The sequence below is a fragment of the Candidatus Saccharimonas sp. genome, from assembly GCA_015256915.3.
GTDB lineage: Bacteria > Patescibacteriota > Saccharimonadia > Saccharimonadales > Saccharimonadaceae > Nanogingivalis.
In genome coordinates, this window is the sequence record CP076101.2 from 103233 (window position 1) to 129062 (window position 25830).

The following is a 25830-nucleotide window of genomic DNA, read 5'->3' on the forward strand; positions in this document are numbered from 1 at the left end:
GTTATATATGGAACCGCAAAAAAATCTTGAAATTCCACGAGTTTTTGAAGCTCAATCGCAACCAACAAATAATCCTCACGAAGTGGGGAATTTTGGCTTTGAGCAAAATATAAACAGAATTGATAGTGATAAGGCTAGAGCCGAAGCTATGCAAGCTTTTTCGAATCAAGATTCTCAGCAGCCAATTTCACAAGCTATTTTGCCAGCAGTTCAGGAATCATCGGCAAACAGCCCAGTAGCTGTAGTTCCAGCTACTGCAAGAGATATCGACCTTATGGAAGATGAATGGGTGAAAGATTTGAAGAAGATGATAGTTGAAACTAAGGGCGATCCATATGCTCGTGAGGTTCGATTTAAAGAAATGCAGATAGACTATTTGAAAAAAAGATATAACAGAATTATAAATGGTGGGAAGTAATGGGGATTTGGATAATATTATTTATTAGCTTTGTAATTATTTGCGTGGCTTCTTATTTTGCTTTTGACCAATATAAAAGAATGGTCCAAGAGGCAAAAAATTATGAGCGTGGTTTAAAAATGGTGCCAATTCGAATTCACCTTCCGCCACCAAGCGATGACCTTGAGGTTGGTGGTCGTGATGAACGGGATGTTGTAGACGAAGTTCTTTCTGAAGCTCAAACAATGTATAATATTATCGCAAGCACTGCAACAAAAGGGTTTAAAACTAAACTTTATGGTCAAAGACATATTTCTTTCGAAATTGTTGCAAGCGACGGTCTTGTTCGTTATTATGCGGTCGTTCCTGCGGTTTTAACCGAAACTATCAAGCAAGCAATCTCTGCTGCATACCCAGCGGCTCGTCTTGAAGAAGTTGAAATGGAAAATATTTTTTCTCAACAAGGAAAGATGCAAGGTGTGATTGGGGGTGAATTTGAACTTAAAAAAGACTACTTTTATCCAATTGCAACGTATCAAGAAAGTCGTCGTGATGCTGCCCGTGCATTATTGGATGCCTTGAGTGGTGTTGAACGTGGAGATGGAGCAGCTATTCAAATTATGTTCAGGCCTGCACCTGAGAGCTGGACTCTTAAATCTAATGAAAAGGTTGAGTCAATTCGAAAGGGCAAAGGTAAGAAAAATAATAATACTACAGCCGTACTTGATATTATGGAGGCTTTGTGGAAACCACCTACATACGGTTTAAATACTTCAAATACCGAATATCCACAACTTACGGCTTTAGAAAATGAAGAAATCCAAGCAATTGAAGATAAAACTAAATATCCAGGTTATGAAGTTTTAACTCGGGTGGTAACTTCTTCTTCAACGGCTTCGAAAAGTCAAGCAATTTTACAATCTATTGTTTCAGCATTTTCTTTATTTGATTCACCGCGATATAATGGATTCAAATTTAATATGACTAATAATATTGACGAATTAGTTACTGCTTATATTTTTCGATTTTTCCCTCAAAGTACGAATCAAAATATCTTGAATAGTGTTGAACTTTCAACAATTTTTCACTTGCCAAATCAAAATTCAATTCCAACGGGCAAAATTGAGCGTCAAAGAATTCGACAAGTTGATGGTCCAACTGAGCTAATGAAAGAAGGTCTATTGATTGGAGTAAATGAGTTCCGCGGTGTTGAAAAGCAAATTCGTCTTGGAGTTAACGATCGCCGCCGCCATACATATATCATTGGTCAGACTGGTATGGGTAAATCTAAGCTCCTTGAAAATTTGGCTTATCAAGATATAATGGACGGACGAGGTTTCTGTTTTATTGATCCGCATGGAGATTCTGTTGAAGAATTACTTGGGATGATTCCTCAATCTCGAATGGACGATGTGATTTATTTCGATCCGAGTGATACCGAGAATCCACTTGGTTTTAATATTTTTGAGGCCTCAAGTCCTGAAGAGATGGATTTTGTGATTTCCGAGACTAATTCAATGCTGAAATCTCTCTATGATCCAGGAAATACTGGTGTTGTCGGCCCTCGAATGGAAAATATTGTTCGAAATGCGGCATTACTACTAATGAGCGACCCAGATGGAGGAACTTTTATGGATATTCCAAAAGTCCTTGTTGACCCAGAGTTCGCAAAGCAAAAAATTAAGTACCTTCGAAATCAACGCGCAATCGACTTTTGGACTAAAGAGTGGCCAGCTTCGCAAAAATCTAATGATGCAGGAGAACTTGTTTCTTGGGTTGTTTCTAAGTGGGCGCCCTTCGAAAGTGGCTTGGTTAATAATATTATTGGCCAAAAAAAGAGTGCATTTAGTATTCGCGAAGTTATGGATAATAATAAGATTTTGCTCGTAAATCTTTCGAAAGGTAAACTTGGAGAGGCAGCAGCAAAACTCCTTGGTATGGTTTTTGTGATGAAGTTTCAAGCGGCAGCAATGAGTCGCGCAGATATACCTGAAGACCAGCGAAAAGATTTTTGTCTATTTGTTGATGAGTTTCAAAACTTTGCAACCGATTCTTTTGAATCTATTTTGTCTGAAGCTCGAAAATATCGCCTGAATTTAATTTTGGCAAACCAGTTTACAACTCAGTTGAAAGATTCGATCAAGGGTGCTATTTTTGGTAACGTTCCTAACAAGATTGTTGGTAGGATTGGTATTGATGATGCGGAAGTTCTTCAAAAGGCCTTTACACCAACATTTACCGCTGAAGATTTAACCAAAACGCCTAATTATAATTCAATTACGACTGTTTTAGTTAATGGATTTCCGTCAGCTCCATTCACAATGAAACTTTTGCCTCCTTTTGGTAAATCCAATCCGGAGATTCGTGAAGGACTTCGAAAATATTCAGCTTCAAAATATGGTCGTCCTCGAGCTATTGTTGAAGATGAAATTCGAAGGCGTTTAAGTGTTAATCCTGGAGCTAATTTGTCTCAGCCGCAGTTACGCCAAACTCAGACGCAACAAAAAAATCAAGTTAGTTGGCAGGAAAGGGCGTTCTCAGGCAGCGCTAATAATGCTAATCTAAATGATTCTGGTGATAGTATTAAAAAAGATTCATTTTTGGATGATTGGCTAAAAAAGAGGGATGAAATAAGGGGCAGTAATTCAAATTCTAATACCCAACAAAATGGACCAGATATTCCTTTAAAGAGTAATTTAGCGAGAAATTTTCAGAAAAACATTATGCAGAACCAAAGTGTAAGTTTTTATAATGCAAATAATTCAAATAATCTAAATAATCCACAAGTTCAGCAAAACATTAAGCCGCAACAAATTCAAAATGATTCTGTAATTCAGGATATAAGAACTACGAGAATCTCTAATAACTTAAGTAATAACTCTTCTAATGCTGCTAAGAATAACTATAAAAAAGTTGATGATGGCGAGGTTATATTTAAAATCAGGTAGTTATTAACTACCTGATTTTATTTTTGATTAATCTTATAAGAGATAAAAAGATGAATAATGTTGATATTAAATATATCAAAATCTCTGATCTTACAGAGAATCCGTTAAGCATTGAAATATAAAGAACGGGGTAATAAATAATTAACGATAATATTATTGATATAAAAAGTACTTTTGGTTTTATTATCTTTTCGACAATATTTAGTAAAAAATCTAAAACGCTAGAGTGAAAAATACTTCGAAAAAGATTATTTTTAAAATTTGAATCTTTATGTATGAAATCTAATATTTTTTGGTAAGTTTGATTATTTTTCATTATTTCATTTCTCCTGAATATTGACTAAAATAGCGTATTTCTTTGTATAATAAATTTGTACGAAGTGCCATAACTATTGATATAGAAAATAGAACAATTAAAAATAGTAAAATTGTATATTGCTCAAGAGTTGGGATTGAATTTAAGAAGTAATCGATTTTTTTTATAAAAGGACATTTTATTGGGGTTTTCGAAACTTCACCAAAATTTAATTTAATAAAGCAATCAAATGACTCTCCCTGTTGTTTAAGAGTTGGGATCCTATCTTTAATTTCTATTGCAAAAAATTTGCTTTTTGATTCTCCGGGCTCGATACTAGAATTATTCCAATATATTATGCCATCTTTGATTTTATAATCTCCTCCATCAAGAAGGTTGGCATATTCTAGTATGTCTGATATATTGACTTCGAAATTTGAATCCTGAACTTTTTTTGAATTATTAGTTACGGTCAGTGTATAAGAAATGATATCTTTAGGTTGGAGTGGGTGTTTTGCTGTTGATTTTACAGTATAAGTTAGGTTAGGATTAAATGATGTTTTTTTTACTATATTATTAGATATAGTTTTCGAAGGTAAGATATTAGTTAAAAATATTGTGAAAAATACAAAAATAATAGCAAAAATATTAAAAATCCACCATTTTAAATCATTTTTTAGTTTTCTTTTATAATCTTGTATTTTTTTACCCATAGAAGGGCTGCGGTAATAACCTAAAATAATATCTTTAAACATATCCCACCTTTTAACTTAATGCTTATATTTTAGCATATTTTTTATAAAAAAATAAGCTTTATTTGAATTTTTTTATAAAATAAGGTATAATACAGATATAAATTTTATTTATGGAAGTTCTGAATGAGAGGTAAGAATGTCTAAACAAAAAGAAAATAATTACGACGGTTCTCAGATCCAAGTTCTTGAGGGTCTTGAGCCTGTTCGAAAGCGCCCCGGAATGTATATCGGTTCAACCGGATATGAGGGTGTTCATCACTTAATTAAAGAGATTGCTGATAACTCTATAGATGAAGCTATTGCTGGATATGGCACAAAAGTTATTGTGCGAATTTTGGAAGATGGTGGAATAAATATTGCTGATGATGGTCGAGGTATTCCTGTTGATATTCATCTAAAAACTGGAAAAAGTACACTTGAAACTGTCTTGACTGTTCTTCACGCTGGTGGAAAATTTGGTGGAGGTGGATATAAAGTCTCATCTGGTTTACATGGCGTAGGATCGAGTGTTGTGAATGCTCTTTCAACAAAAATGATTGCTGAAGTTGTTAAGAAAGGCCAACTTTATCGGATTGAATTTGAGCGAGGTGTTCCAACTACTGAACTTAAGAAACTTGGCAAAACTAACCGCGAAGATGGAACGAGCATAACTTTTTACCCAGACCCAACAATTTTTAAAGAAACTGTGACCTTTGATTATAAATGGGTTGTTAATTATCTCCGTCATCAATCATATCTAACAAAAGGAATTTATACTCAAGTTGATGATGAACGAACTGGTGAGCGACAAGCTTTCTATTTCGAAGGAGGGATTCAGAGCTACGTTAAAAGTTTAAATGTCGGTAAAGAAGTTCTTTCCGACCAGCCATTCTATGTTGAGAAACAAGTTGAGGATTCGATGGTTGAAGTGGCGATTCAATACAACGATAGCTATAATGAGAACGTTCGCGCTTTTGCGAACAATGTAATTAACCCAGATGGTGGAACTCATGTTGTTGGTTTTCGAAGTTCTTTAACTCAAACGATTAACGAGTACGCTCGTAAGAATAATCTTCTTAAAGAAAAAGAAGATAACCTTTCAGGTGACGATATTCGCGAAGGTTTGACTGCAATTATTTTGGTGAAATTACCAGACCCGCAATTTGAAGGGCAAACTAAAAACAAGCTTGGTAATCCAGAGGTTCGCCGGTATGTTCAGCAAGTAATGAATGAGTATTTTGGCTACTATCTTGATGAAAATCCAGCTGTAGCTAAAAAAATTGTGAATAAAGCTCTCCTTGCAGCTCGAGCACGAAAAGCTGCACGTGCTGCACGTGAAAATGTGATTCGAAAAGGTGTTTTGGATGGTTTGAATCTACCTGGAAAACTTGCAGACTGTTCTTCAAAGAAACCAGAAGAGTGTGAACTTTATATTGTTGAGGGAGATTCAGCTGGTGGTTCTGCGAAGAACGGACGTGATGCTCGAACGCAAGCAATTTTGCCTCTTCGTGGTAAAGTTTTAAATACGGAACGTGCTCGACTTGACAAGATGCTGGCTAATAATGAAATTGTTTCACTTATTAAAGGGATGGGCGTTGGAATTGGAGAACAATTTGATATTTCTGGCTTGCGATATCACCGAATTATTATTATGACCGATGCCGATGTTGACGGAAGTCATATTGCAACACTTTTAATGACTTTCTTTTTCCGATATATGCGTGAAGTTGTTGAAGGTGGACATATCTATCTTGCGAAGCCTCCACTTTTCTTATTAAAGGGCTCAGGAAATAAACACTATTATGTTTATAGTGATGAAGAACGTGATGCAAAAATTAAAGAATTAATTGAAGAGAGAAAAGCTCGCGGAACACAAATTAATCCAGAAGATAATGAGATCAAGCAGGCTGGTCTAACGGGAATTCAGCGATATAAGGGTCTTGGTGAAATGGATGCAACACAACTCTGGGAAACAACAATGAATCCAGAAAACCGTGTCTTAATTCAATTAAGGCTTGAAGATGCTGAGCGTGCAGATGCAATTTTCACGAAGTTGATGGGAAGTGAAGTCTCAATGCGAAAGAGTTTCATTCAGACAAATGCGAAATATGTTAACCTTGAAGAATTGGATGTTTAATTATGGAAGATGAAAATAAAAAACCTCTTGAAGGTGAAATTATCGAACAACAAAATCATTCGAAAGTTTTAGAATATCGCACGGTTGAAGATGTGATGGAGGATTCATTTCTTCGTTATTCAATGTCTGTTATTATTGACCGTGCATTGCCTGATGTTCGAGATGGAATGAAGCCAGTTCATCGCCGTGTTCTTTATACAATGGGCGAAATGGGTGTTCGACCAGGCTCTTCATTTAAGAAGTCTGCGCGTATCGTTGGTGACGTAATGGGTAAATACCACCCACACGGCGATAGCTCCATTTATGATTCGATGGTTCGTTTGGCACAGGACTGGGTGATGCGATATCCTCTTGTTGAAGGTCAAGGAAACTTCGGCTCAATGGATGGCGATCCTGCAGCCGCTATGCGTTATACTGAAGCAAGGCTTGGTCGAATTGGTGATATTTTGCTAAACGATCTTGATAAAGATACGGTTGATTTTCGACCAAACTATGATGGATCTGAAAGCGAGCCTTCAGTTCTCCCGGCTAAATTACCAAATCTTCTCTTAAATGGTCAAATGGGTATTGCAGTTGGTATGGCAACAAGTATTCCGACTCATAATTTGAGCGAAATTGTTGATGCAACTGTTGAGCTAATTAGTAATCCAGAAGCCAAGCTTGAAGATTTAATGAAATATGTCAAAGGCCCAGACTTCCCAACAGGTGCGGTAGTTTATGGTGGAGCTCCGATGATCCAGGCTTATCGAACTGGTCGTGGAAGTGTTACTATGCGAGCCGTTGCTGAAATCATTGAAACTAAACGCGGTCGTCATCAGATTGTAGTTTCGGAAATACCTTATAACGTTAATAAAGCTTCTTTGATCGAGAAGATTGCTGATCTCGTAAAAGAAAAGAAAATTACAACTATAGCTGACCTTCGTGATGAATCTGCGCGCGGAACGGTTAAGATTGTAATCGATCTTAAGAAGGATGCATACCCAAAGAAAGTTCTCAACCAGCTCTACAAATTAACTCCACTTCAATCAAACTTTCATTACAATATGCTTGCTTTGGTTGATGGTGTTCAGCCGCGAGTGCTTGGCTTAAAAGAAATGCTTGATGAATTCGTAAAGCATCGCCGAAATGTTGTGCGTCGCCGAACAGAATTCGAACTTAAAAAAGCAAAAGCTCGTGCACATATTTTAGAAGGTTTGAAAATTGCGCTTGATCATATCGATGAAGTTATTGGAACGATTCGAGCTTCGAAAACTACAGATATTGCCGAAAAAGCTTTGCGTGAAAAATTCGGATTGACTGAAATTCAAGCAAAAGCAATTCTTGCGATGCAACTTCGCCGATTGACTGGATTGGAGCGCGAAGCAATCGAAGCTGAGCTTGCTGCTCTCTTGAAACTTATTGGTGAGCTTGAGTCAATTCTTGCTGATGAGAATGAAATTCTTCGAATTATTAAAGAAGAACTTCTCGAAATGAAAGAAAAATATGGTGATGAGCGTAAAACTAAGGTCATTAATCATGAGCTTGGCAAATTCTCAGATGAAGAGCTTATTCCTGAGGAAGAAAGTGTTATTCTTCTAACTGGTGAAAACTATATTAAGCGAACTCTACTTGCAGATTATCGCCGCCAAAATCGTGGCGGAAAAGGTAAGCGTGGGATGACAACAAAAGATCAAGATATTATTGATCAATTGATTCCAGCAAGTACGCATGATTGGTTGTTGTTCTTTACGAATAAAGGTCGAGTATTTAGACTTAAAGCTTACGAGGTTCCTGCTGCAAGCCTTCAAGCTAAAGGTGTTGCTGCGGTAAATCTACTACAACTCCAACCTGAAGAAAAAATTACATCAATCATCAAGCTTGAACAAAATAGTAGTACAGAAGATTACCTCTTTATGGCTACCGTAAAGGGGACTGTAAAAAAGACAGCACTTAAAGACTTTGCGAATATTCGAACGAATGGTTTGAACGCAATTAATCTTGATGAAGGCGATGAGCTCCGTTGGATTCAGAAAACTGATGGTCAGAGCGATATTATTGTTTCAACATCAGCTGGTCAGGCTGTTCGATTTAATGAGAATGATGTTCGAGCAATGGGTCGTGCGGCTCGTGGTGTTCGTGGCGTTCGACTTCGACCAAATGATAGCGTTGTTGGGATGGATGTTGCTAAAGATGGAACACAAAAACTTCTTGTGATTTCAGCAAATGGTTACGGAAAAGCAACAAAAGTCTCGAACTTTGAAGTTAAACATCGTGGTGGAATTGGTGTTAAAGCCGCAATTGTAACCGCAAAAACTGGTCCAATCGTTTCAGTTCAAACTTTGCCAGAGGCTGTTTCTGATGCGTTAATGATTTCAAGCGGTGGTCAAACAATTCGAGTTGCTGTTAAAGATATTCCAACTTTAGGTCGAACTACGCAGGGCGTTCGAATTATGAAACTTTCTGATAATGATACTGTGGCAAGTGTTGGTTTAATGGAAGAAAGTCGAGAGGAGGAATGATGCCAAGATATTTAGTGATTTTTGTGTTAGCATGGATAATTGCGCAAGGTGCTAAATATATTCTAGAAATTCGAAAAGATAAAAGTGCAAAATTTAAGCAAATCATCACTGAAAGTGGTGGGATGCCAAGTTCTCATAGTTCAGTGGTGATTGCGCTCGCAACACTTGTTGGTTTGCATGAAGGTGTTTATTCTTCAATTTTTGGTTTAGCTTTTGTATTTGCGATGATAGTGATATATGATTCAATGAAAGTGCGATTTTCGAACGGTATTCAAGCACAAAGAATTAATGAAATCATTGAAAAGCAGAATTTAAAAATTAAAAAAGTCCGAGTTGTTAAAGGCCACACTCCGCTAGAAGTTGCTGTTGGTTCAGTTATTGGAATTTTTATTGGATATACAGCATTTTTGCTTGGGTTATAGGCTAAATTAGATGGGCTTTCAAGGCCTATTTAATTTTTTCTAAATTTTCTTTTAAAAAAGTGTTGACTTTTAAAAATCTATTGAGTATAATGGTTAATAGTTCAGCGCGCGGAGTAAAAAGCGAGGTTGGATAAAACTGAACTTTAACAATTTAATTGTGCAAATTTATCGTCAGTCTATTTTATAGATTATCAATTTGATAATTCTTTTTATGGAGAGTTTGATCCTGGCTCAGGATTAACGCTGGCGGCGTGCCTAACACATGCAAGTCGAGCGGCAGCGAGTTTTACACTGAATTCTGGAAGCTTCTAGTTGAAAGAGAAGATTTATTCAAGAATTTTGTGTAAAATGTCGGCGAGCGGCGGACGGCTGAGTAACGCGTGGGAACGTACCCCAAAGTGAGGGATAACGCATCGAAAGGTGTGCTAATACCGCATATGGTCTTCGGATTAAAGCCTTCGGGCGCTTTGGGAACGGCCTGCGTAAGATTAGATAGTTGGTGGGGTAATGGCCTACCAAGTCGACGATCTTTAACTGGTTTGAGAGGATGATCAGTCAGACTGGAACTGAGACACGGTCCAGACTCCTACGGGAGGCAGCAGTGAGGAATCTTCCACAATGGGCGAAAGCCTGATGGAGCAACGCCGCGTGCAGGATGAAGGCCTTCGGGTTGTAAACTGCTTTATAAGTGAGGATTATGACAGTAACTTATGAATAAGGATCGGCTAACTACGTGCCAGCAGCCGCGGTCATACGTAGGATCCGAGCGTTATCCGGAGTGACTGGGCGTAAAGAGTTGCGTAGGTGGTTCAATAAGCGAATAGTGAAAGCTGGTGGCTCAACCATTCAGATTATTATTCGAACTGTTGAACTCGAGAGCAGAAGAGGTAGCTGGAATTTCTAGTGTAGGAGTGAAATCCGTAGATATTAGAAGGAACACCGATGGCGTAGGCAGGCTACTGGGCTGTTTCTGACACTGAGGCACGAAAGCGTGGGGAGCGAACCGGATTAGATACCCGGGTAGTCCACGCCGTAAACGATGGATACTAGCTGTTTGGGGTATCGACCCCCTGAGTAGCGAAGCTAACGCGTTAAGTATCCCGCCTGTGGAGTACGATCGCAAGATTAAAACATAAAGGAATTGACGGGGACCCGCACAAGCGGTGGATCATGTTCTTTAATTCGATGATAACCGATAAACCTTACCAGGTCTTGACATCCTTGGAATCTTTCAGAAATGAGAGAGTGCTTTTTAAGAGCCAAGTGACAGGTGATGCATGGCCGTCGTCAGCTCGTGTCGTGAGATGTTTGGTTAAGTCCATCAACGAGCGCAACCCTTGTCAGTAGTTGTATTTTTCTACTGAGACTGCCCCGGTAACGGGGAGGAAGGAGGGGATGACGTCAGGTCAGTATTTCCTTACGTCCTGGGCTAGAAACGTGATACAATGGCTAGTACAATGCGCAGCGAAGCCGCGAGGTGAAGCAAATCGCATCAAAGCTAGTCCCAGTTCGGATTGTAGGCTGAAACTCGCCTGCATGAAGTCGGAATCGCTAGTAATCGCAGATCAGCATGCTGCGGTGAATACGTTCCCGGGTCTTGTACACACCGCCCGTCAAACCATGAAAGTCACTAACACCCGAAGTCCGATTCGTCGGGCCTAAGGTGGGAGGGATGATTGGGGTTAAGTCGTAACAAGGTATCCGTACCGGAAGGTGCGGATGGATTACCTCCTTTCTAGGGAGAGTTATGCCAAAGGTTTGAGAAATCAACCTTTGAAGCTAGGTCGGTCTTTTCGAAAGTTTCTGTAAATTTTACTTTCGAATTTAGCCTTCTAAAGGTAAGACTAAAATTTACCACAGATTGAGATAGATTGCACAATTAAATTGTTAAAACTAAATAGCCTTTCGAAAGATTGGCTATTTTTATTAATAAGAAAAAAACTCTTGCATTTTATTAATAAATAATATATACTATTATAGTATTCGTTAAAATCTGGGGATATAGCTCAGTTGGCTAGAGCACCTGTTTGTAAGCAGGGGTCCAGGGTTCGAGTCCCTGTATCTCCACCAAAGAAAGCTTTTGAATATTTTTCGAAAGTTCTCTTTGGCAAAAAGCCGAATATGGGCGATTAGCTCAGCTGGTTAGAGCGCGTCACTGATAATGACGAGGTCGGAGGTTCAAGTCCCTCATCGCCCACCATAGAACTCCCAAGAGGGAGTGTTTTTATTTTGTAAAACTTTTAAAAACTCTTGCATTCAAATGTAAAATAATATATAATAGTATTTACTTAGCGAACGTTCATCCTGAACCTCTCAGGAGAGAATATTTATTAAATCAGTAGAAAATGCATTTTAATAGAAAATAAATAAAATTGCAAAAAACTATTGACAAAAAATATTCAAAAATATATAATAGTAAAGCGTTTAAGATCAGGATAGTGAGTTCGAATCTTTCGAAAGTTGAACTTATGGTTTTGCTCTTAAAATGGGAGCGAGAAATTTAACAATTTGGTGATGTAAAAGAAGATAAGAATTTAAGATTGACGGCAAGTATTGGTTGTTACCAATTACTAGTTAAGTCAATGCATAAAAGGTACTCAAGGGCACACAATGGATGCCTAGACGTATATTACCGATGAAGGACGTGGAAGACTGCGATAAGCTTCGGGTAGCTGTCAACAAGCTTTGATCCGGAGATTTCCGAATGGGGAAACCCAGCACGAGTCATGTCGTGTTGCTCTCAACTGAATACATAGGTTGTGTAGTGGGAACCACCTGAACTGAAACATCTTAGTAGGGTGAGGAAGAGAAAAATAAATAATGATTCTGGGAGTAGTGGCGAGCGAAACTGGAAGAGCCCAAACCTTTTAAGTTTCTACTTTGTAGATAAGCTGATAGGCGAATACTTAATAAGGGGTTGTGAAATTACATAAGACCAAGTCAGAATGCTTAACTTTGTTGAGTAGTCTGACTTGCGATAAAAGGCTATCAACTTTTAGTAAGGTAAGAAATTTGCGTGGTTAGCAGAATAATTTGAATGACTAGCCAAAGAACGTGAAAGCCGTGTACGCGAAAACGACGCAGACCTTATATATGTTTTTTCGAGTAGGACGGGGCACGAGAAACCCTGTTTGAATCCGGCTGGACCACCAGCCAAGGCTAAATATAATATACGATCGATAGTGAACTAGTACAGCGATGGAAAGGTGAAAAGAACCCCGGGGGGAGTGAAATAGAACCTGAAATTAGGTGCCTACAAGGAGTCGGAGCAGTATTTATACTGTGACGGCGTGCTTTTGTAGAACGATCCAGCGAGTTAATTTCATGCGCCAGGTTAAGTCAAGTGACGGAGCCACAGTGAAAGCGAGCCTGAATAGGGCGATAAGTGCATGGGATTAGACCCGAAACCGGGTGACCTAACCATGAGCAGGTTGAAGCTGCGGTAACACGCAGTGAAGGACCGAACCATTGCGCAGTAAAGCATTTGGATGACTTGTGGTTAGCGGTGAATGCCAATCGAACTCGGAGATAGCTGGTTCTCCTCGAAATAGCTTTAGGGCTAGCGTCATGTAATATAGCCAACGGGGGTAGAGCTCTGTAAACGACTGGGGGCAACTGTACCCACCGTTAACAAACTACGAATACCGTTGGTGGTACCATGGCAGTTAGAACATCGGGGCTAAGCTCGGTGCTCAAAAGGGAAACAGCCCAGACCATCATCTAAGGTCCCTAAATTAACACTAAGTGGGAAACAAGGTGAAATTTCTAAACAGGTGAGGATGTTAGCTTAGAAGCAGCCATTCATTTAAAGAGTGCGTAACAGCTCACTCGTCAAGAGATTTTGCGGGAAAATGTAACGGGGCTAAAGTGTTATACCGAAGATATGGATTTCGTTATTCCTACGGGTTTAACGGAGTGGTAGAGGAGCGTTCCTATCGGCAGTGAAGCTCAATCGTAAGGTTGGGTGGAGCGTTAGGAAGTGAGAATGCTGGAATGAGTAACCATAAGAAAGGTGAGAACTTTTCGGCCGTAAGAGCGAGGTTTCCAGGGCTACTGTAATAATCCCTCAAGAAGTCGGCCTAGCCGAGGCGTAGCAGCGTAGGCGATGGACATCAGGTTAATATTCCTGAACCGGTTATAATTTGTATACTGTGTACGGTAAATTAGTCGAAGCGGATTATTGGTATATATCCGTCCAACTTAGCGGGAACGCAAAAGGAGTGAAAGTTAATCTACGGATTAACGATTTTGATGAAAGTACTGGCTAGAAAAGCAGATATACGCGTGGTTATAGCCGCCCGTACCGCAAACCAACACAGGTGCTCGAGTCGAGTAGACTCAGGCTTACGAGAGACCCTTCGCTAAGGAACTCGGCAAAACAGCGACCGTAACTTGATAATTGCCTCCGCATCATTCGATGCGAGTCGTGTTTCAAGCAATTAGGTTAAGATTAATGGTATATATGAGTATCTTAAACTCTTTACCGAGATAGAACAAGTCAAATGGCTTAGCTTGGAACGTGGCAAACTCGTATCAAACGATGCGGAGGCCGCAGCAAAAGAGCCCACGGAACTGTTTACCAAAAACACAGGTCCCTGCGAACACGAAAGTGGATGTATAGGGGCTGACTCCTGCCCAGTGCTGGAAGGTTAAGGGGAGTGCTTTACGGTGCGAACTGAAGCCCCAGTGAACGGCGGCGGTAACTATAACCGTCCTAAGGTAGCGAAATTCCTTGTCAGGTAAGTTCTGACCCGCACGAATGGAGTAATCATGTGGGCACTGTCTCGGCGAAGGACTCGGTGAAAGTGCATTGGCGGTAAAGATGCTGTCCGTCCATGCCAGGACGAGAAGACCCCATGGAGCTTTACTACAGCTTTACATTGACACGGGTTACATCATGTGTAGCATAGGTGGGAGGCTTTGAAGCAGATACGCCAGTATTTGTGGAGCCACAGGTGAAATACCACCCTTGATGTAGTCTTTGTCTTACCATTGCCGTTATCCGGTAATGGGACCGTAGAGGTGGGTAGTTTAACTGAAGCGGTTGCCTCCTAAAGAGTAGCGGAGGCGTTCAAAGTTACAGCTTCGGATGGAAATCGAAGTGATAGTGCATGCGCAAAAGCCAGCTTGACTGCGAGAATTACAATTCGACCAGAGTGGAAACACGGAGCAAGTGACCCGCTGTAAGAACATTGTTCATTGAATGTGGGATCGACAGCGCACACGGATAAAAGCTACCCTGGGGATAACAGGCTTATCGCGCCCAATAGTTCACATAGACGGCGCGGTCGGCACCTCGATGTCGGCTCATCACATCCTGAGGAGCACCTTCCAAGGGGTTCGGCTGTTCGCCGATTAAAGTGGTACGCGAGCTGGGTTCAGAACGTCGTGAGACAGTTCGGTTTATATCCGGCATGGACGTAAGGATTCTTGAGGAGATTTGTCTCTAGTACGAGAGGACCGAGATGAACGAACCTCTGTGTATCGATTGTGGCCACCTGCCGCAGCGTCGAGTAGCTATGTTCGGTTAAGATAAGCGCTGAAAGCATATTAAGCGCGAAACTGACTCCAAGATTAGGAATCCCATGAGGACACACGAAAGATGATCTGTTTTGATAGGCGCAAGGTGTAAACCTGGTAACAGGCTAGCCGAAGCGTACTAATAGTCCAATCGCCTTTTTATGTCCATATTCATTAAAATAATCTTGTATTATTGGCGTGAATATGGTAGACTTAACTAGTGTTTGGTGATTATCAAAGATAATCGCTAGTCAATCTAAAATCTTGGCATTACCAAATGATACCAAGGACATCGAAATGAGGTTTTGGCTCACCGCTTAGGAATTTGTGGCGAGTTGAAGCGCAAAACCTTTTTTCGGTGCCCATGGCGCTGGGGAAACACCTGTTCTCATTCCGAACACAGAAGTTAAGCCCAGTAGCGGCGAGCATACTACGAAAGTGGGAAAATAGCACGGTGCCGAATTATAAGAAACTCCTCCTAACCGGTGGAGTTTTTTCGTATTTTTTTTAAAGAATGTCCTTGACTTTATAAGAAAAAAATGATACAATATGTTTTATGGAAAGATTTAATAGTAAAATAGAAAAAGAAAATAATAATGAATATTCAAAAGAAGCCTTTGATGAGGCTGTGAAAGTACTTGGGTCAAGATTTCATGAAGACTGGCGTAAAACTCGTTTAAATGATGATGGTACTTTTGAGCCACGGTTAAAAACTACTAAAGATCAAGAATGGATTTCTGCTCACGGAACTAATGAAGTAGATATTGCTAATTCAACCTATGATGAACTTCCTGAGGACTGGAAGGGTGAGAATAAAGCCGCTGCAGAGGTTATTGCTAATATTTTCAATGAATATAGCGGCGATATTGAGCTAGAAAATCCAATTATTCGATCGCAAGTTGGTAATAAAGTGCACGATGCCTGGCTCGAGAGAAATGGTGAATGGGCACCAGAAGAGCAGAAGTTACCATTTGATGATCTTTCTATTGAAGAACAAGAAAAAGACCTTGAACAAATTCGAATAGCGAAGGAAGTTTTTGAAGTTTAATTATTAACCATAAACTATAAAATGCTAAAAATAGCCTTTCGGGGCTATTTTTTAATGATTTAAAGAAATCTTAGTAAATAACTTAATATCGAAAAGCTTCTTACACCTCTCAATAAGAGTTTTAAACAGCGTTAAGTGCTTCAGAATAACCCAGAAATTATAAAACTTATAATAAAATAAAAAAGCTCTTATGTAAATATTGACAAAAAGCATAAGTTGTGCTATAATTAAAACATAATCAAAAATAGATTAGATTTTAATAAAACAAAGGAGATTAAATGGCCGGAACAAAGGCGGGCGGCGCAAAGGCAGCTGCAACTAATAAAGCAAAATATGGAAAAGATTTTTATTCACGAATTGGGCAAAAAGGCGGTAAAAATGGAACAACTGGTGGATTTGCTGCAAACCGTGAACTTGCAAAAATTGCGGGGCAAAAGGGCGGTCGAATTAGCCGCCGTGGTCCAGCTACAACAAAGATTCCAATGACTGAAGAGTCTGAAGAATCAAAAATTGAAGTTCGTGTAGCTTAAAAAGTATACAAATAAAATCACGCTTTCGAAATATTGCGTGATTTTATTTTATTTTATTTTTCGCCGCAAACTTTTAAAACGAGAATCATTATTTTGCCAGATAGTTCCGCAAGCGGGGCATTTATATGTTAAATCTTTTTGTTGAAAACCATTTAGTTTGCATTTTGGGCAGAGGCTTCTTTTATGTAGCCAATCTCGGTAAGTGTCAAGCTTGCTTTCAGCTAAATTTGAACTAAAACAAAATCCATATTGACTTACAAGGTTATTTTGAACGAACTCCCAAGCTTCAGACTCCATCTTAAGTAGTTCAATATCAAGCCAAAAATCTTCGTGGCCAAGCAGTGCGTGAGCTAATTCATGCAAAATTAACAGATGAAAATTTGAAGATTCTGGTTCGAAAAAAATTGTATTTTCTTTCTTTGACCAATAGAAATCATCACTTTCTTCGAAATTGAATTGAGGAAAGTCTTTGCGCAATTTTTCGACAAATTCTAAATTCATTAAAAATTCAATGCCTCTTTTGCAAATTCAAAACAGCCATAAATAACTGCTTCGCGCGGTTTTTGAGCTTTAACGATTTTTGGGCAAGAAATCCCTTCGGGCAGATTTTCGCGAACAATTTGTTCTAGAAAAAGATCGAATTTTTTAAAATTTTCACCAAGGCTACCACCAATAATAATTAACTCTGGCTGAATTATTGGAATTATCACTAAAAATCCGCGTGAAATTCTATCTGCAATATTTTGCCATTGTCGTGGTTTTGAAATCTCGCTCGCATATTTACCATAAACATTAAAAATTGCTCGTGCACTTGCAAATTCTTCCCACTCTCGCACTCGGCCATCAAATTCAATTGGAATTCTCCCAATTTCGCTATTTTTTAGGCCTTGGTTGATTTTTCCATCTGTTATTATGCCTGAACCAACTCCCGTTGAAAGTGTAATATAAAGAATATTTTGAGCTTTATTTTTGAATTTTTTACTTTCAAAAAGCCCAGCAAGATTGGCGTCATTTTCAACTAAAATTTTAATATTTGGAAATATTTTTGAAAGTTCAGCTTTTACATTAAAATTCTGCCAACGTAAATTTTTTGCCCACAAAATTACACCGTTTTCAATAATTCCAGGTTCGGCACAAGAAATTGCTTGGATTTCACCCGATTTCAGTTGTTCCGAAAATTCTTTTTTAATAACTTTTTCAATAATTTCAAGATATTTTTGCTGAGATTTTGGCGTTTGAAATTCGAAAGATTTTAAAAGTTTACCTTCTTTCGAAAATCCTGCTAATAAAGTTTTTGTTCCACCCGTATCAATTGCAATAATCATAACTCTATTTTACGATGAAAAAAATAAAAATTCAACCTTTTAAAACGCTTGATTTTTTTAGCTCAAAATGTTAAAATGGTAACAATCTATTGGGCAGGTTAATTTTAGCTATGTTCAAAGAAATACAATTAAGGAAGGAGTCTTAAAGACTAATGGCAACAGCCAAAAAAATAACAATGGACGAATTGTTGGCGTCTGCTCCAGAGAGCGTAAACCAACTAAATCAAGGCGAAACTGTTGAGGGAACAATTCTTTCAGTTCGCAAACACGAGATTTTAATTGACCTAGGAGCGAAAGGTGTTGGATTTGTCCCTCGCCGAGAAGCTGGTCATTCAAAGAACCTTGTTGAAGGTGAAACAGTAACAGCAAGCGTTGTTGACACTGAAATGGACAACGGAATGTCGTTGCTTTCTCTTCGAAAAGCTGCAAAAGATCGCGGTTGGGAAGAAGTTATCGAAAAGATGGAAAAAGGCGAAATTATCGAAATTATTCCATTTGATGCTAACCGAGGTGGTTTGCTAGTTGAATATGAAGGAATTCGCGGATTCTTGCCTGTTTCTCAACTTTCAGCAGAACACTACCCACGCGTTGGTGCAAGTGATAAAGATGAGATTTTGAGCCGATTGAATGCGCTTATTGATAAGCCAATTAGTGTTCGAATTCTTGATGCGGATCGTAAAACTAATAAACTTATCTTCAGCGAAAAAGAAGCTATCAAAGATGGTTTAAACGAACGATTTGACAGCTTGAAGATTGGAGATGAAGTTGAAGGTGTTGCGACTGGCGTTGTAGATTTTGGCGTTTTTGTAAATATTGAAGGAATTGAAGGTTTGGTCCACATTTCTGAAATTTCTTGGGAACGCGTAAATAATCCAAAAGATTATGTAAAAATCGGTGACACAATTAAGGCAAAAATTATCGCAATTGATAAAGATCGCCTAAGCCTTTCAATGAAACAACTAACTGAAGACCCTTGGCTTTCAGAAGTTGAGCAATTTAAAAAAGGTTCAAGTGTTGAAGGAACTGTAACGCGAATTACGCCATTTGGTGCTTTCGTAAAAATCAGCCCAGCAATTGAAGCTCTTGTTCATGTTTCAGAACTTGGTAAAGGAAACGATATTAACCCAGAAAATATCTTTACTCTAAATGAGCGTAAAGAATTTGTAGTTATTGATATCGATAAAGAGAATCGAAAAATTTCTCTTAGCCTTGCAAAATAATTCAAAATTATTCTTGCGCTGAATAGTCGGAAATCGGTTTTAAAATCGGTTTCCGAACTTCAGCTTAAGAAAAATAAAAAACCAGAGGAGGTTGTATGAGTCAGAAGAAAATCGTAAATATCACAGATTCAATTACTGTTGATGAGCTAGCTGGAGCTTTAAATCTCCCTGTTACAACTTTGATTGGTGAGCTTTTTAAGAATGGAATTGTTGCAACTATTAATCAACGAATTGATTTCGAAACTGCTGTGATTGTGGTTGAAGAACTTGGCTTAAAAGATGTTGAACTTAAGAAAAAAGCAAAAGCTGATGTTGTGACTTCTCGATTGCAAAAAATGCATGAAGTTTCTGAAAATGCAAAACCTCGGCCACCAATTGTGGCGGTAATGGGGCATGTTGACCATGGAAAAACTACACTTCTTGATACGATTCTCGGTACAAAAACTGTTTCTGGCGAGGCTGGCGGAATTACTCAGCATATTTCAGCATATCAAACTGAAAGAAAAGGCCGAAAAATTACACTTCTTGATACGCCAGGGCATGAGGCTTTTGCGGCACTTCGCCAACACGGAGCCACTTTGACTGACGTTGTGATTATTGTCGTTGCGGCAGATGATGGTGTTAAGCCTCAAACCGTTGAAGCAATTAGATTTGCTCAAAATGCCAACGCAAAAATTGTTGTTGCAATCAATAAGATGGATAAAGACACTGCAAATAAAGATCGCGTAATGGCAGAGCTTTCTGAGCGTGGTTTAATGCCAGAGGAGTGGGGTGGTGATGTTACTATGGTACCAATCTCGGCGAAAAATGGTGACGGGATCGATGATCTTCTTGATATGGTTATTTTAACTGCTGATCTAGAGGAGTTGCGCGCCGATGTTGATATTCCTGCTGAAGGCTTGGTGATTGAATCACATATGGAGGTTGGGAAAGGTTCAGTTGTTTCTCTTCTTGTTGAACATGGAGAATTAAAACAAGGTGGATTTTTAGTTGCTGGAACAACTTACGCAAAAGTTCGAACCCTTCAAGATTATAAGGGGGGAGCTCTTAAGTCTGCGGGCCCTTCAACTCCCGTAACTGTAACTGGCTTCAAAGAGCTACCACAATTTGGCGATGTTTTTAAGGTGGTAAAGAATGAGAAAGAGGCTCGAAATCTTGCTCAAAAAGCTAAAATTGAGGCTGCTCAAAATGCTGCAACCGCCAACGTTACTGGTGCAGATTTATTAAAAATGATGAATCAGAAACACGATGCAGAAGATTTCAATATCGTAATTAAAGCTGATGTTCAAGGTTCGCTTACGTCTGTCTCAGATAGTTTGCGTTTGATTGAAACTGGTGGTGAAGTTAATCTAAATGTTGTAAGTAGTGGAATCGGAAATATTACTGAGAATGACATTCATCTAGCTGCTGCTGGCGAAAAAACAATTATTTATGGATTTAATGTTGAGCTTCCTCCCGCAATCAAGAAAATTGCTACTCGTGACCGTGTCGAAGTTCGAATTTATAAAGTTATCTATGAGCTTCTTGACGACGCTCGTGCTGAAATGGAAAAACTTCTTGCGCCAGAAGTTGTTGAAACTGAGATTGGATCGCTGGAGGTTAAAGGTGTTTTCCGTACAATGAAAGAAGAAATTATTGCTGGTGGTGAAGTTAAATCAGGCCGTGTTTACGCTGGATTACTTGCTCGTGTAATTCGAAAGAAAGAGCAAATTGCTGAAGTAGAAGTTTCACACGTTCAACGCCAGCAGCAAGAAGCGAAAGATGTTATTGAGGGTGAAATGTGTGGTCTTTCGTTGAAAACTAAAAAGAAAATCCAGCTTGAAGTTGGTGACAAGCTTGAATTCTTTACTCGTGAAGTTGTTGCTCGTAAACTTAAAGACTAAATAATATAATAAATAATTTGAAAAAACATTTTGCTTGTGCTAAAATAGAAATAACTAAACAAGGAAAAGAGAATGTTTCAATTAGACGACAAATTTTTTGAAGGAATTGGCATTGAACGAATGTCTCCACAAGAAGCAGCAGTTTTTAAACAACACGTTCAGGAAGAACTTGAAACTCGCGTTGGCGAGCGCATAACAGATGGATTTTCGAATGAGAAGCTTGAAGAGTTTGAAAGAATTATCGACGACGCTCCAGGATTTGTAGATAATTGGCTAATGATTAATGTGCCAGATTTTCGAAACGATCGTGCATTTATAGCACTCACTCAACAAAATGGTGGGCAAGAAAATCGCCAAACGATTTCGGAATTTGCTTCAATGAAATGGCTTGAAATCAATCGTCCAGATTTTAATCAAATTACAACAATCGTAATGAGGGAAATGCAAGACGAACTTAAAGCTAATATTGATAAAATTTTTAGCTAGAATTTGAAAAACCGTGTAACTAAACACGGTTTTTTCTTTGTAAAATTATTTCAAATAGCCGTTTATAAAGCTCTGCGTAGTTGTTTCTTTGCCGTTTGGCGTAAGAAGCGTTTTTATTTCTAGAAAATTGCCATCTGCAAATTTGAGCGTTAAAGGTGAATTTTTTAGGTTAGAGTTTACCACTTTCGCAGTTTTAACAACTACTAAATAGTCATCAATTTGAATCTTACTTTTTGGAAAGATTTCAAAAGCTCGAATTTGTTGTTCTGCTTGTTTTGCTGTTTGATTTTCTTGATTTAGAATTGAATCACTTTTTTTAAGGAGTTGGCAATATTCGGCTTGTGAATTATCTTGTTTTTCACCTTTTAACTCACCAGAAAGAATCTTTGGCAAATCTCGCACCAACATTTCAGCACCAATCTTACCGCAAATTTCATAAAGCTCACTGGCAGTTTCTGTTTTTGAAAGTTTAATTTCTTCTTGTGAATAAACATCGCCAGCGTCCATTTCTTTTGAGAGTTTCATTAGCGAAACGCCAGTTTTTGTATCGCCATTTAAAATTGCGCTCTCAATTGGGCTTGGCCCGCGGTATTTTGGTAAAAGTGAAGGGTGAACGTTTACTATTGCGGGTGTGAACAAATCAATGATTTCTTGCGGAATAATTCGCCCAAACGAAACTAAAATACCTACTGGATTTTCGAAATTCTGCACAAATTCGATAATTTCATTCATTTTTTGTGGTTGAAGAACGGGGATTTTAAAATTTTCGCCAATTTTCTTAACTTTTGGCGATTGAAGTTTTTGGCCACGACCTTTTTTGGAATCTGGTTTAGTGATAATTCCAGCAATTTCAAAATTTTCGTCAATAAGTTTTTGGAGCGAAACGGCCGAAAAATCTTCCGTACCAAAGAAAATTATAGGATTTTTCATCTATAAATCTTCCCAAAGGTCTGAGTTGTTTTCAATATCTTTTTCGTAGTCTAATGGCTGTAATTCGCCATCTTTGTCTAAGCGATAAAATGCATCTTTTTTGTCGCGAATATGGTCGATGAAGAGAACGCCGTTTGTGTGGTCAATTTCATGCTGAAGAACGCGGGCAAGAAAATCTTCAGCCTTAATTCGAACTTCATTTCCATGAATATCAAGCGCTTTAACACGAATTTTTGAAGCTCGCGGAACTTTGCCGTAAATTCCTTTGATTGAAAGGCAACCTTCAAAATCTTCGACGGTTTTTCCTTCAAATTTTGTAATTTCTGGGTTGATTAAAGCGGTAAATTCCTTGTTATTTTTGTCATCTAGATCACTTCGAACGATAATGATTTTATAAAGTTTGTTGATCTGTGGTGCAGCAATTGCAGCTGAAATTTCGTGCGGGTGGGCATTTTCCCAATCAAGGCTGGCATTAATCATATCTTGCACAATTTGGCGAACTTCATCTGTGATAACATGCACACGTTCGCATTTTTTGCGCAGATTTTGGTTGGGTAAGGTTATTATATCTTCTTTTTTCATTAAGCTCTATTATAACATTTTCGGGGTAAAAAAGCTACAAAATCATTGATTTTTAGGTTTGATTATGATAGGATTAAAACCAGATATTTAAAATGGCAAATATTTCTAACAAGCTAAGAATACTCCGCACTTTATATAGAGGAGGTTATTATGCCTTGGGGAAATAATGATAATGCTAACACTCCTGATAATTTTGGGAACGGTGAAAGCTATAGTGGTGCTACACACGGAACAGACTCTAATGGTAAACCTGTAACTTTTGCATTTGATGGCAATGGTGGAACTTATGTTTCATCTGGCCACATTGAATCTCCAAATGATTTTTTTTGGGGGGGTATCGTGCTGATGGTGTAAAAGGACATGACCATTTTCAGGCTGATGGTTCTTCGGATTTTGGCAATAATCATGATGGAGACCGTGGACGCTATACGTTAGTAGTTTTTTTGGCGAGTGTATATCTCGCCTTTTTAATTTATATAAAGGATATAGTATGAAAGAGAATATTAATAATTTATTAAAATTAGTAAAACCAAAAAATGACAGGGAATTATTTATCACGCTAACCTATCTTGCGTTGATATTCTTCGAAACGGATAATTATGAAGGTATAGAATATCTTGCGAAATATTATTACGGACAAATGATTTCTGAAGGGCGAGGATTTTCTAGCTCTGATAATAAATTTTCGCCAAGCGTGGTGGAATTTGGCGAGCTAACTGGATTTATGCTTGAAGATATTGAAAAGATGAAATCTGGCAAAATAACGAAAGATGAAGCAAGAAAAGATAATTTACACTATCTAAATAATTATGTTTTTAACATTTCGAAAAAAAGATAATTAAATCAATCCTGGCGGGTCTAAATCAACTCGCCACTGTGGCTTGCCTTGAAATTCGCGTGCAATTGTGAGAAGCGGTGCGCGTTTTTTACTTTTTATAACAATTTGCCAGCGATAAGTTTCGCCGATTCGTTCATAAAAAGCTGGCGTTGGGCCAAAAATTTGAATATCTTTCGAAAACTTTTTACGAATTTCACGTGCTTCTTTTTGTGAATTTCGTACGGCTGAAATTTCAGTTTTATAAACGCAAGTTAATTTTAGTAGATAAACAAATGGCGGATAATTCTGTTTTTGGCGATTTTTAATTTCTAAATCATAAAAGCTGGCGTAATCTTGTTTTAAACCAAATTGAATCGACGGAGCTTCAGGTTGATAAGTTTGAATAATCACATTTGATTCATTCGAATGTCGCCCAACTCGCCCAACAACTTGTGAAATAAGCTGGAAATTTCGCTCGCTTGAAGTGAAATCTGGCAAAGCTAAACCGGCGTCTGCCTGAACTACACAGACAGTTTTTAAATTTGGCAAATCCAAACCCTTAGCAATAACTTGTGTACCGATAATAATATCGATTTCACTGTTTCGAATTTGATAATAAAGCTTCTCGACAGTTTCATTTTTATCGCTGTCAGCATCAAACCGTGCAATTTTTTTGTTTGGAAAAAGCTTGCGAATCTCTTCTTCGATTGCTTTTGTGCCAATACCTTTATGAATGATTTCTGGTTCTCCACAATCTGGGCAAGAAGTTGGCGGCCTTTCTTTGTGCCCACAAATATGGCAAACTAGTTGAAATTTATCTGTATGCAAAGTGAGCGGGATGAGGCAATTCGGGCAAAGTGCCGTCCATCCGCAGTTTTGACAAAGTGTTATACTCGCTGAACCACGGCGGTTGTGATAAATTAAAACTTGTTTATTTTCATTTAAAGTTTGTTCCATTTCGGCAAGCATTTTTTTTGAAAATAATCGGTGTGATTTTGAATCTTTTTTAGTTAAATCTATTAGTTCAATTTTTGGCGGTTTGGCTTCTTTTTTGGCAAGTTCAGTTAGTTTTATGATTTCATTTCCGCCGTTTTTTGCTGAAATTTCTGCCAGAAAATAATCTTCAACAAGCGGAGTTGCTGAGCCGAAAATCGCTTTAAAATTAAATTTCGAAGCTAAAAAACTGCTCGCTCGTAATGCGGAATATTTTGGTGTTTGATCTTGTTTAAAACTTGGCTCATGGCATTCATCAATTACAATTAAACCTAAATTTCGAACTGGTGCAAAAAGTGCAGAGCGAGCCCCAATAATAATTTGCGGGTTTTCGTCGTGCAAAATTTTTAACCAAGTTTTGTGGCGTTCTGATTCAGTTTGGTGTGAATGAATGATCTTAATATTTTCAAAATGCTTTTCAAAATTAGAAACTAATTGTGAAGTTAATGCGATTTCCGGAACTAAAATTATTACCGATTTTTGATTTTGTAAAGTTTTTTTTGCTTGGTCAATATAAATTGAAGTTTTTCCAGAACCTGTAATTCCATGCAAAAGGATTGTTCCTGAATTTATTTTGTCAAGTTTATTGATAGCTTTTTCTTGTTGAGCTGTGTATAAAAAATTTGAACAACTAGTTTGTTTTTTATCTGTTATTTTATTTTTTTCAGTTTTCGAAAAACGCCGATTTTTATTAACACCATTTGGTAAAATTCCACTCAAAACTTGTGAGAGCGGAGTGCCATAATATTCTTTCATCCATTTTGAAAGCCGAATTAAGTGCTTAGGGATTGCTATTTTTTCTATAATTTTTGTAATTTCACGAGTCTCAAAATCCGGCTTTTGAACTTCACGCCAAACTATGCCAGTCATATTTTTTTTACCAACGGGAATTTCAACAATCTGGCCAATTTTAAGTTTCTCTTTTGAAGCATAAGTAAAAACTTCGCTATTTGAGCGAACAATTTTTGTTGGGGCAACTTCAAAATAGAATTCCATATATTTTATTTTACATCAAAAATAGCGAAAAATAAAATATTTTTATGCTAAAATAAGCCTTGCGAAAAT

Annotated in this window: 18 protein-coding genes, 2 tRNA genes and 3 rRNA genes; 17 read left to right on the forward strand and 6 right to left on the reverse strand. The window is 38.1% G+C overall.

Annotated features, from left to right (window positions below):
* Positions 1–7: 7 nt before the first annotated feature.
* Both HXL38_000545 and HXL38_000550 read left to right on the forward strand, forming a co-directional pair.
* Positions 8–418: a hypothetical protein gene (locus tag HXL38_000545; GenBank protein ID QWB91058.1), complete on the forward strand. Its 411-nt coding sequence runs from the start codon at positions 8–10 to the stop codon at positions 416–418.
* Positions 418–3345 (forward strand): TraM recognition domain-containing protein, encoded by a 2928-nt coding sequence (locus HXL38_000550; protein ID QWB91059.1) that lies wholly within the window; start codon positions 418–420, stop codon positions 3343–3345. The genes HXL38_000545 and HXL38_000550 overlap by 1 nt, the downstream gene beginning before the upstream one ends.
* A 315-nt stretch (positions 3346–3660) precedes the next feature.
* Here the strand turns inward: HXL38_000550 and HXL38_000555 are convergent, their stop codons facing one another.
* Positions 3661–4395 carry a hypothetical protein gene (locus HXL38_000555; GenBank protein QWB91060.1) on the reverse strand — a complete coding sequence of 245 codons (735 nt, stop codon included), beginning with the start codon at positions 4393–4395 and terminating at the stop codon, positions 3661–3663.
* Positions 4396–4531: 136 nt separating this feature from the next.
* Between HXL38_000555 and gyrB the strand changes: the two genes are divergently transcribed.
* From gyrB to HXL38_000615, 10 genes are all read left to right on the forward strand, one after another.
* Positions 4532–6511, forward strand: a complete 1980-nt coding sequence (gyrB, locus tag HXL38_000560) for a DNA topoisomerase (ATP-hydrolyzing) subunit B (GenBank protein QWB91061.2) — start codon at positions 4532–4534, stop codon at positions 6509–6511.
* Positions 6512–6513: 2 nt separating this feature from the next.
* The gene (gene gyrA / locus HXL38_000565) at positions 6514–9009 is read left to right on the forward strand and encodes a DNA gyrase subunit A (protein ID QWB91062.1); all 2496 of its coding nucleotides are present in this window, start codon (positions 6514–6516) and stop codon (positions 9007–9009) included.
* Positions 9009–9431 carry a divergent PAP2 family protein gene (locus tag HXL38_000570; protein ID QWB91063.1) on the forward strand — a complete coding sequence of 141 codons (423 nt, stop codon included), beginning with the start codon at positions 9009–9011 and terminating at the stop codon, positions 9429–9431. The genes gyrA and HXL38_000570 overlap by 1 nt, the downstream gene beginning before the upstream one ends.
* Positions 9432–9639: 208 nt before the next feature.
* Positions 9640–11166, forward strand: a 16S ribosomal RNA gene (locus tag HXL38_000575).
* Positions 11167–11426: 260 nt separating this feature from the next.
* Positions 11427–11501 (forward strand) — tRNA-OTHER (locus HXL38_000585).
* 53 nt (positions 11502–11554) lie between these two features.
* Positions 11555–11631: transfer RNA gene (locus HXL38_000590), tRNA-Ile, on the forward strand.
* Positions 11632–12018: 387 nt separating this feature from the next.
* A 23S ribosomal RNA gene (locus HXL38_000600) occupies positions 12019–15115 on the forward strand.
* Between the two features lie 190 nt (positions 15116–15305).
* A 5S ribosomal RNA gene (rrf, locus tag HXL38_000605) occupies positions 15306–15414 on the forward strand.
* The 16S, 23S and 5S rRNA genes sit together here with 2 tRNA genes alongside, the layout of an rRNA operon.
* Positions 15415–15507: 93 nt before the next feature.
* Positions 15508–15999: a hypothetical protein gene (locus HXL38_000610; protein QWB91066.1), complete on the forward strand. Its 492-nt coding sequence runs from the start codon at positions 15508–15510 to the stop codon at positions 15997–15999.
* A 278-nt stretch (positions 16000–16277) separates the two neighbouring features.
* The gene (locus HXL38_000615) at positions 16278–16529 is read left to right on the forward strand and encodes a hypothetical protein (protein ID QWB91067.1); all 252 of its coding nucleotides are present in this window, start codon (positions 16278–16280) and stop codon (positions 16527–16529) included.
* A 48-nt stretch (positions 16530–16577) separates the two neighbouring features.
* Here HXL38_000615 and HXL38_000620 read toward each other — a convergent pair whose 3' ends face one another.
* Together HXL38_000620 and HXL38_000625 are read right to left on the reverse strand one after the other, a co-directional pair.
* Positions 16578–17030, reverse strand: a complete 453-nt coding sequence (locus HXL38_000620; protein QWB91068.1) for a hypothetical protein — start codon at positions 17028–17030, stop codon at positions 16578–16580.
* A complete protein-coding gene (locus HXL38_000625; GenBank protein QWB91069.1) occupies positions 17030–17854 on the reverse strand; it encodes an ROK family protein in 825 nt (274 codons plus the stop codon). Before HXL38_000625 ends, HXL38_000620 begins: the two co-directional genes overlap by 1 nt.
* 152 nt (positions 17855–18006) lie before the next feature.
* Here HXL38_000625 and HXL38_000630 point away from each other — a divergent pair, with 152 nt between their 5' ends.
* From HXL38_000630 to HXL38_000640, 3 genes are all read left to right on the forward strand, one after another.
* Positions 18007–19074: a S1 RNA-binding domain-containing protein gene (locus HXL38_000630; GenBank protein ID QWB91070.1), complete on the forward strand. Its 1068-nt coding sequence runs from the start codon at positions 18007–18009 to the stop codon at positions 19072–19074.
* 95 nt (positions 19075–19169) lie between these two features.
* A complete protein-coding gene (infB, locus tag HXL38_000635; GenBank protein QWB91071.2) occupies positions 19170–20957 on the forward strand; it encodes a translation initiation factor IF-2 in 1788 nt (595 codons plus the stop codon).
* A gap of 72 nt (positions 20958–21029) precedes the next feature.
* On the forward strand, positions 21030–21443 hold the full coding sequence (locus HXL38_000640) for a hypothetical protein (GenBank protein ID QWB91072.1): 414 nt from the start codon (positions 21030–21032) through the stop codon (positions 21441–21443).
* 45 nt (positions 21444–21488) lie between these two features.
* Here the strand turns inward: HXL38_000640 and fmt are convergent, their stop codons facing one another.
* Both fmt and def read right to left on the reverse strand, forming a co-directional pair.
* On the reverse strand, positions 21489–22373 hold the full coding sequence (fmt, locus tag HXL38_000645; protein ID QWB91073.1) for a methionyl-tRNA formyltransferase: 885 nt from the start codon (positions 22371–22373) through the stop codon (positions 21489–21491).
* Positions 22374–22955 carry a peptide deformylase gene (gene def / locus HXL38_000650; protein ID QWB91074.1) on the reverse strand — a complete coding sequence of 194 codons (582 nt, stop codon included), beginning with the start codon at positions 22953–22955 and terminating at the stop codon, positions 22374–22376. It abuts the gene before it with no gap.
* Between the two features lie 150 nt (positions 22956–23105).
* On the opposite strand from def, the gene HXL38_000655 reads away from it, so the two are divergent.
* Together HXL38_000655 and HXL38_000660 are read left to right on the forward strand one after the other, a co-directional pair.
* A complete protein-coding gene (locus tag HXL38_000655; GenBank protein ID QWB91075.1) occupies positions 23106–23309 on the forward strand; it encodes a hypothetical protein in 204 nt (67 codons plus the stop codon).
* 136 nt (positions 23310–23445) lie between these two features.
* Complete coding sequence (locus tag HXL38_000660; GenBank protein QWB91076.1) at positions 23446–23793, forward strand: hypothetical protein; 348 nt, start codon at positions 23446–23448, stop codon at positions 23791–23793.
* On the opposite strand, the gene priA is transcribed toward HXL38_000660, so the two are convergent.
* Positions 23794–25761, reverse strand: coding sequence for a primosomal protein N' (gene priA / locus HXL38_000665; protein ID QWB91077.1), 1968 nt, complete (start codon positions 25759–25761; stop codon positions 23794–23796). It lies immediately after the preceding gene.
* Positions 25762–25830 lie beyond the last annotated feature (69 nt).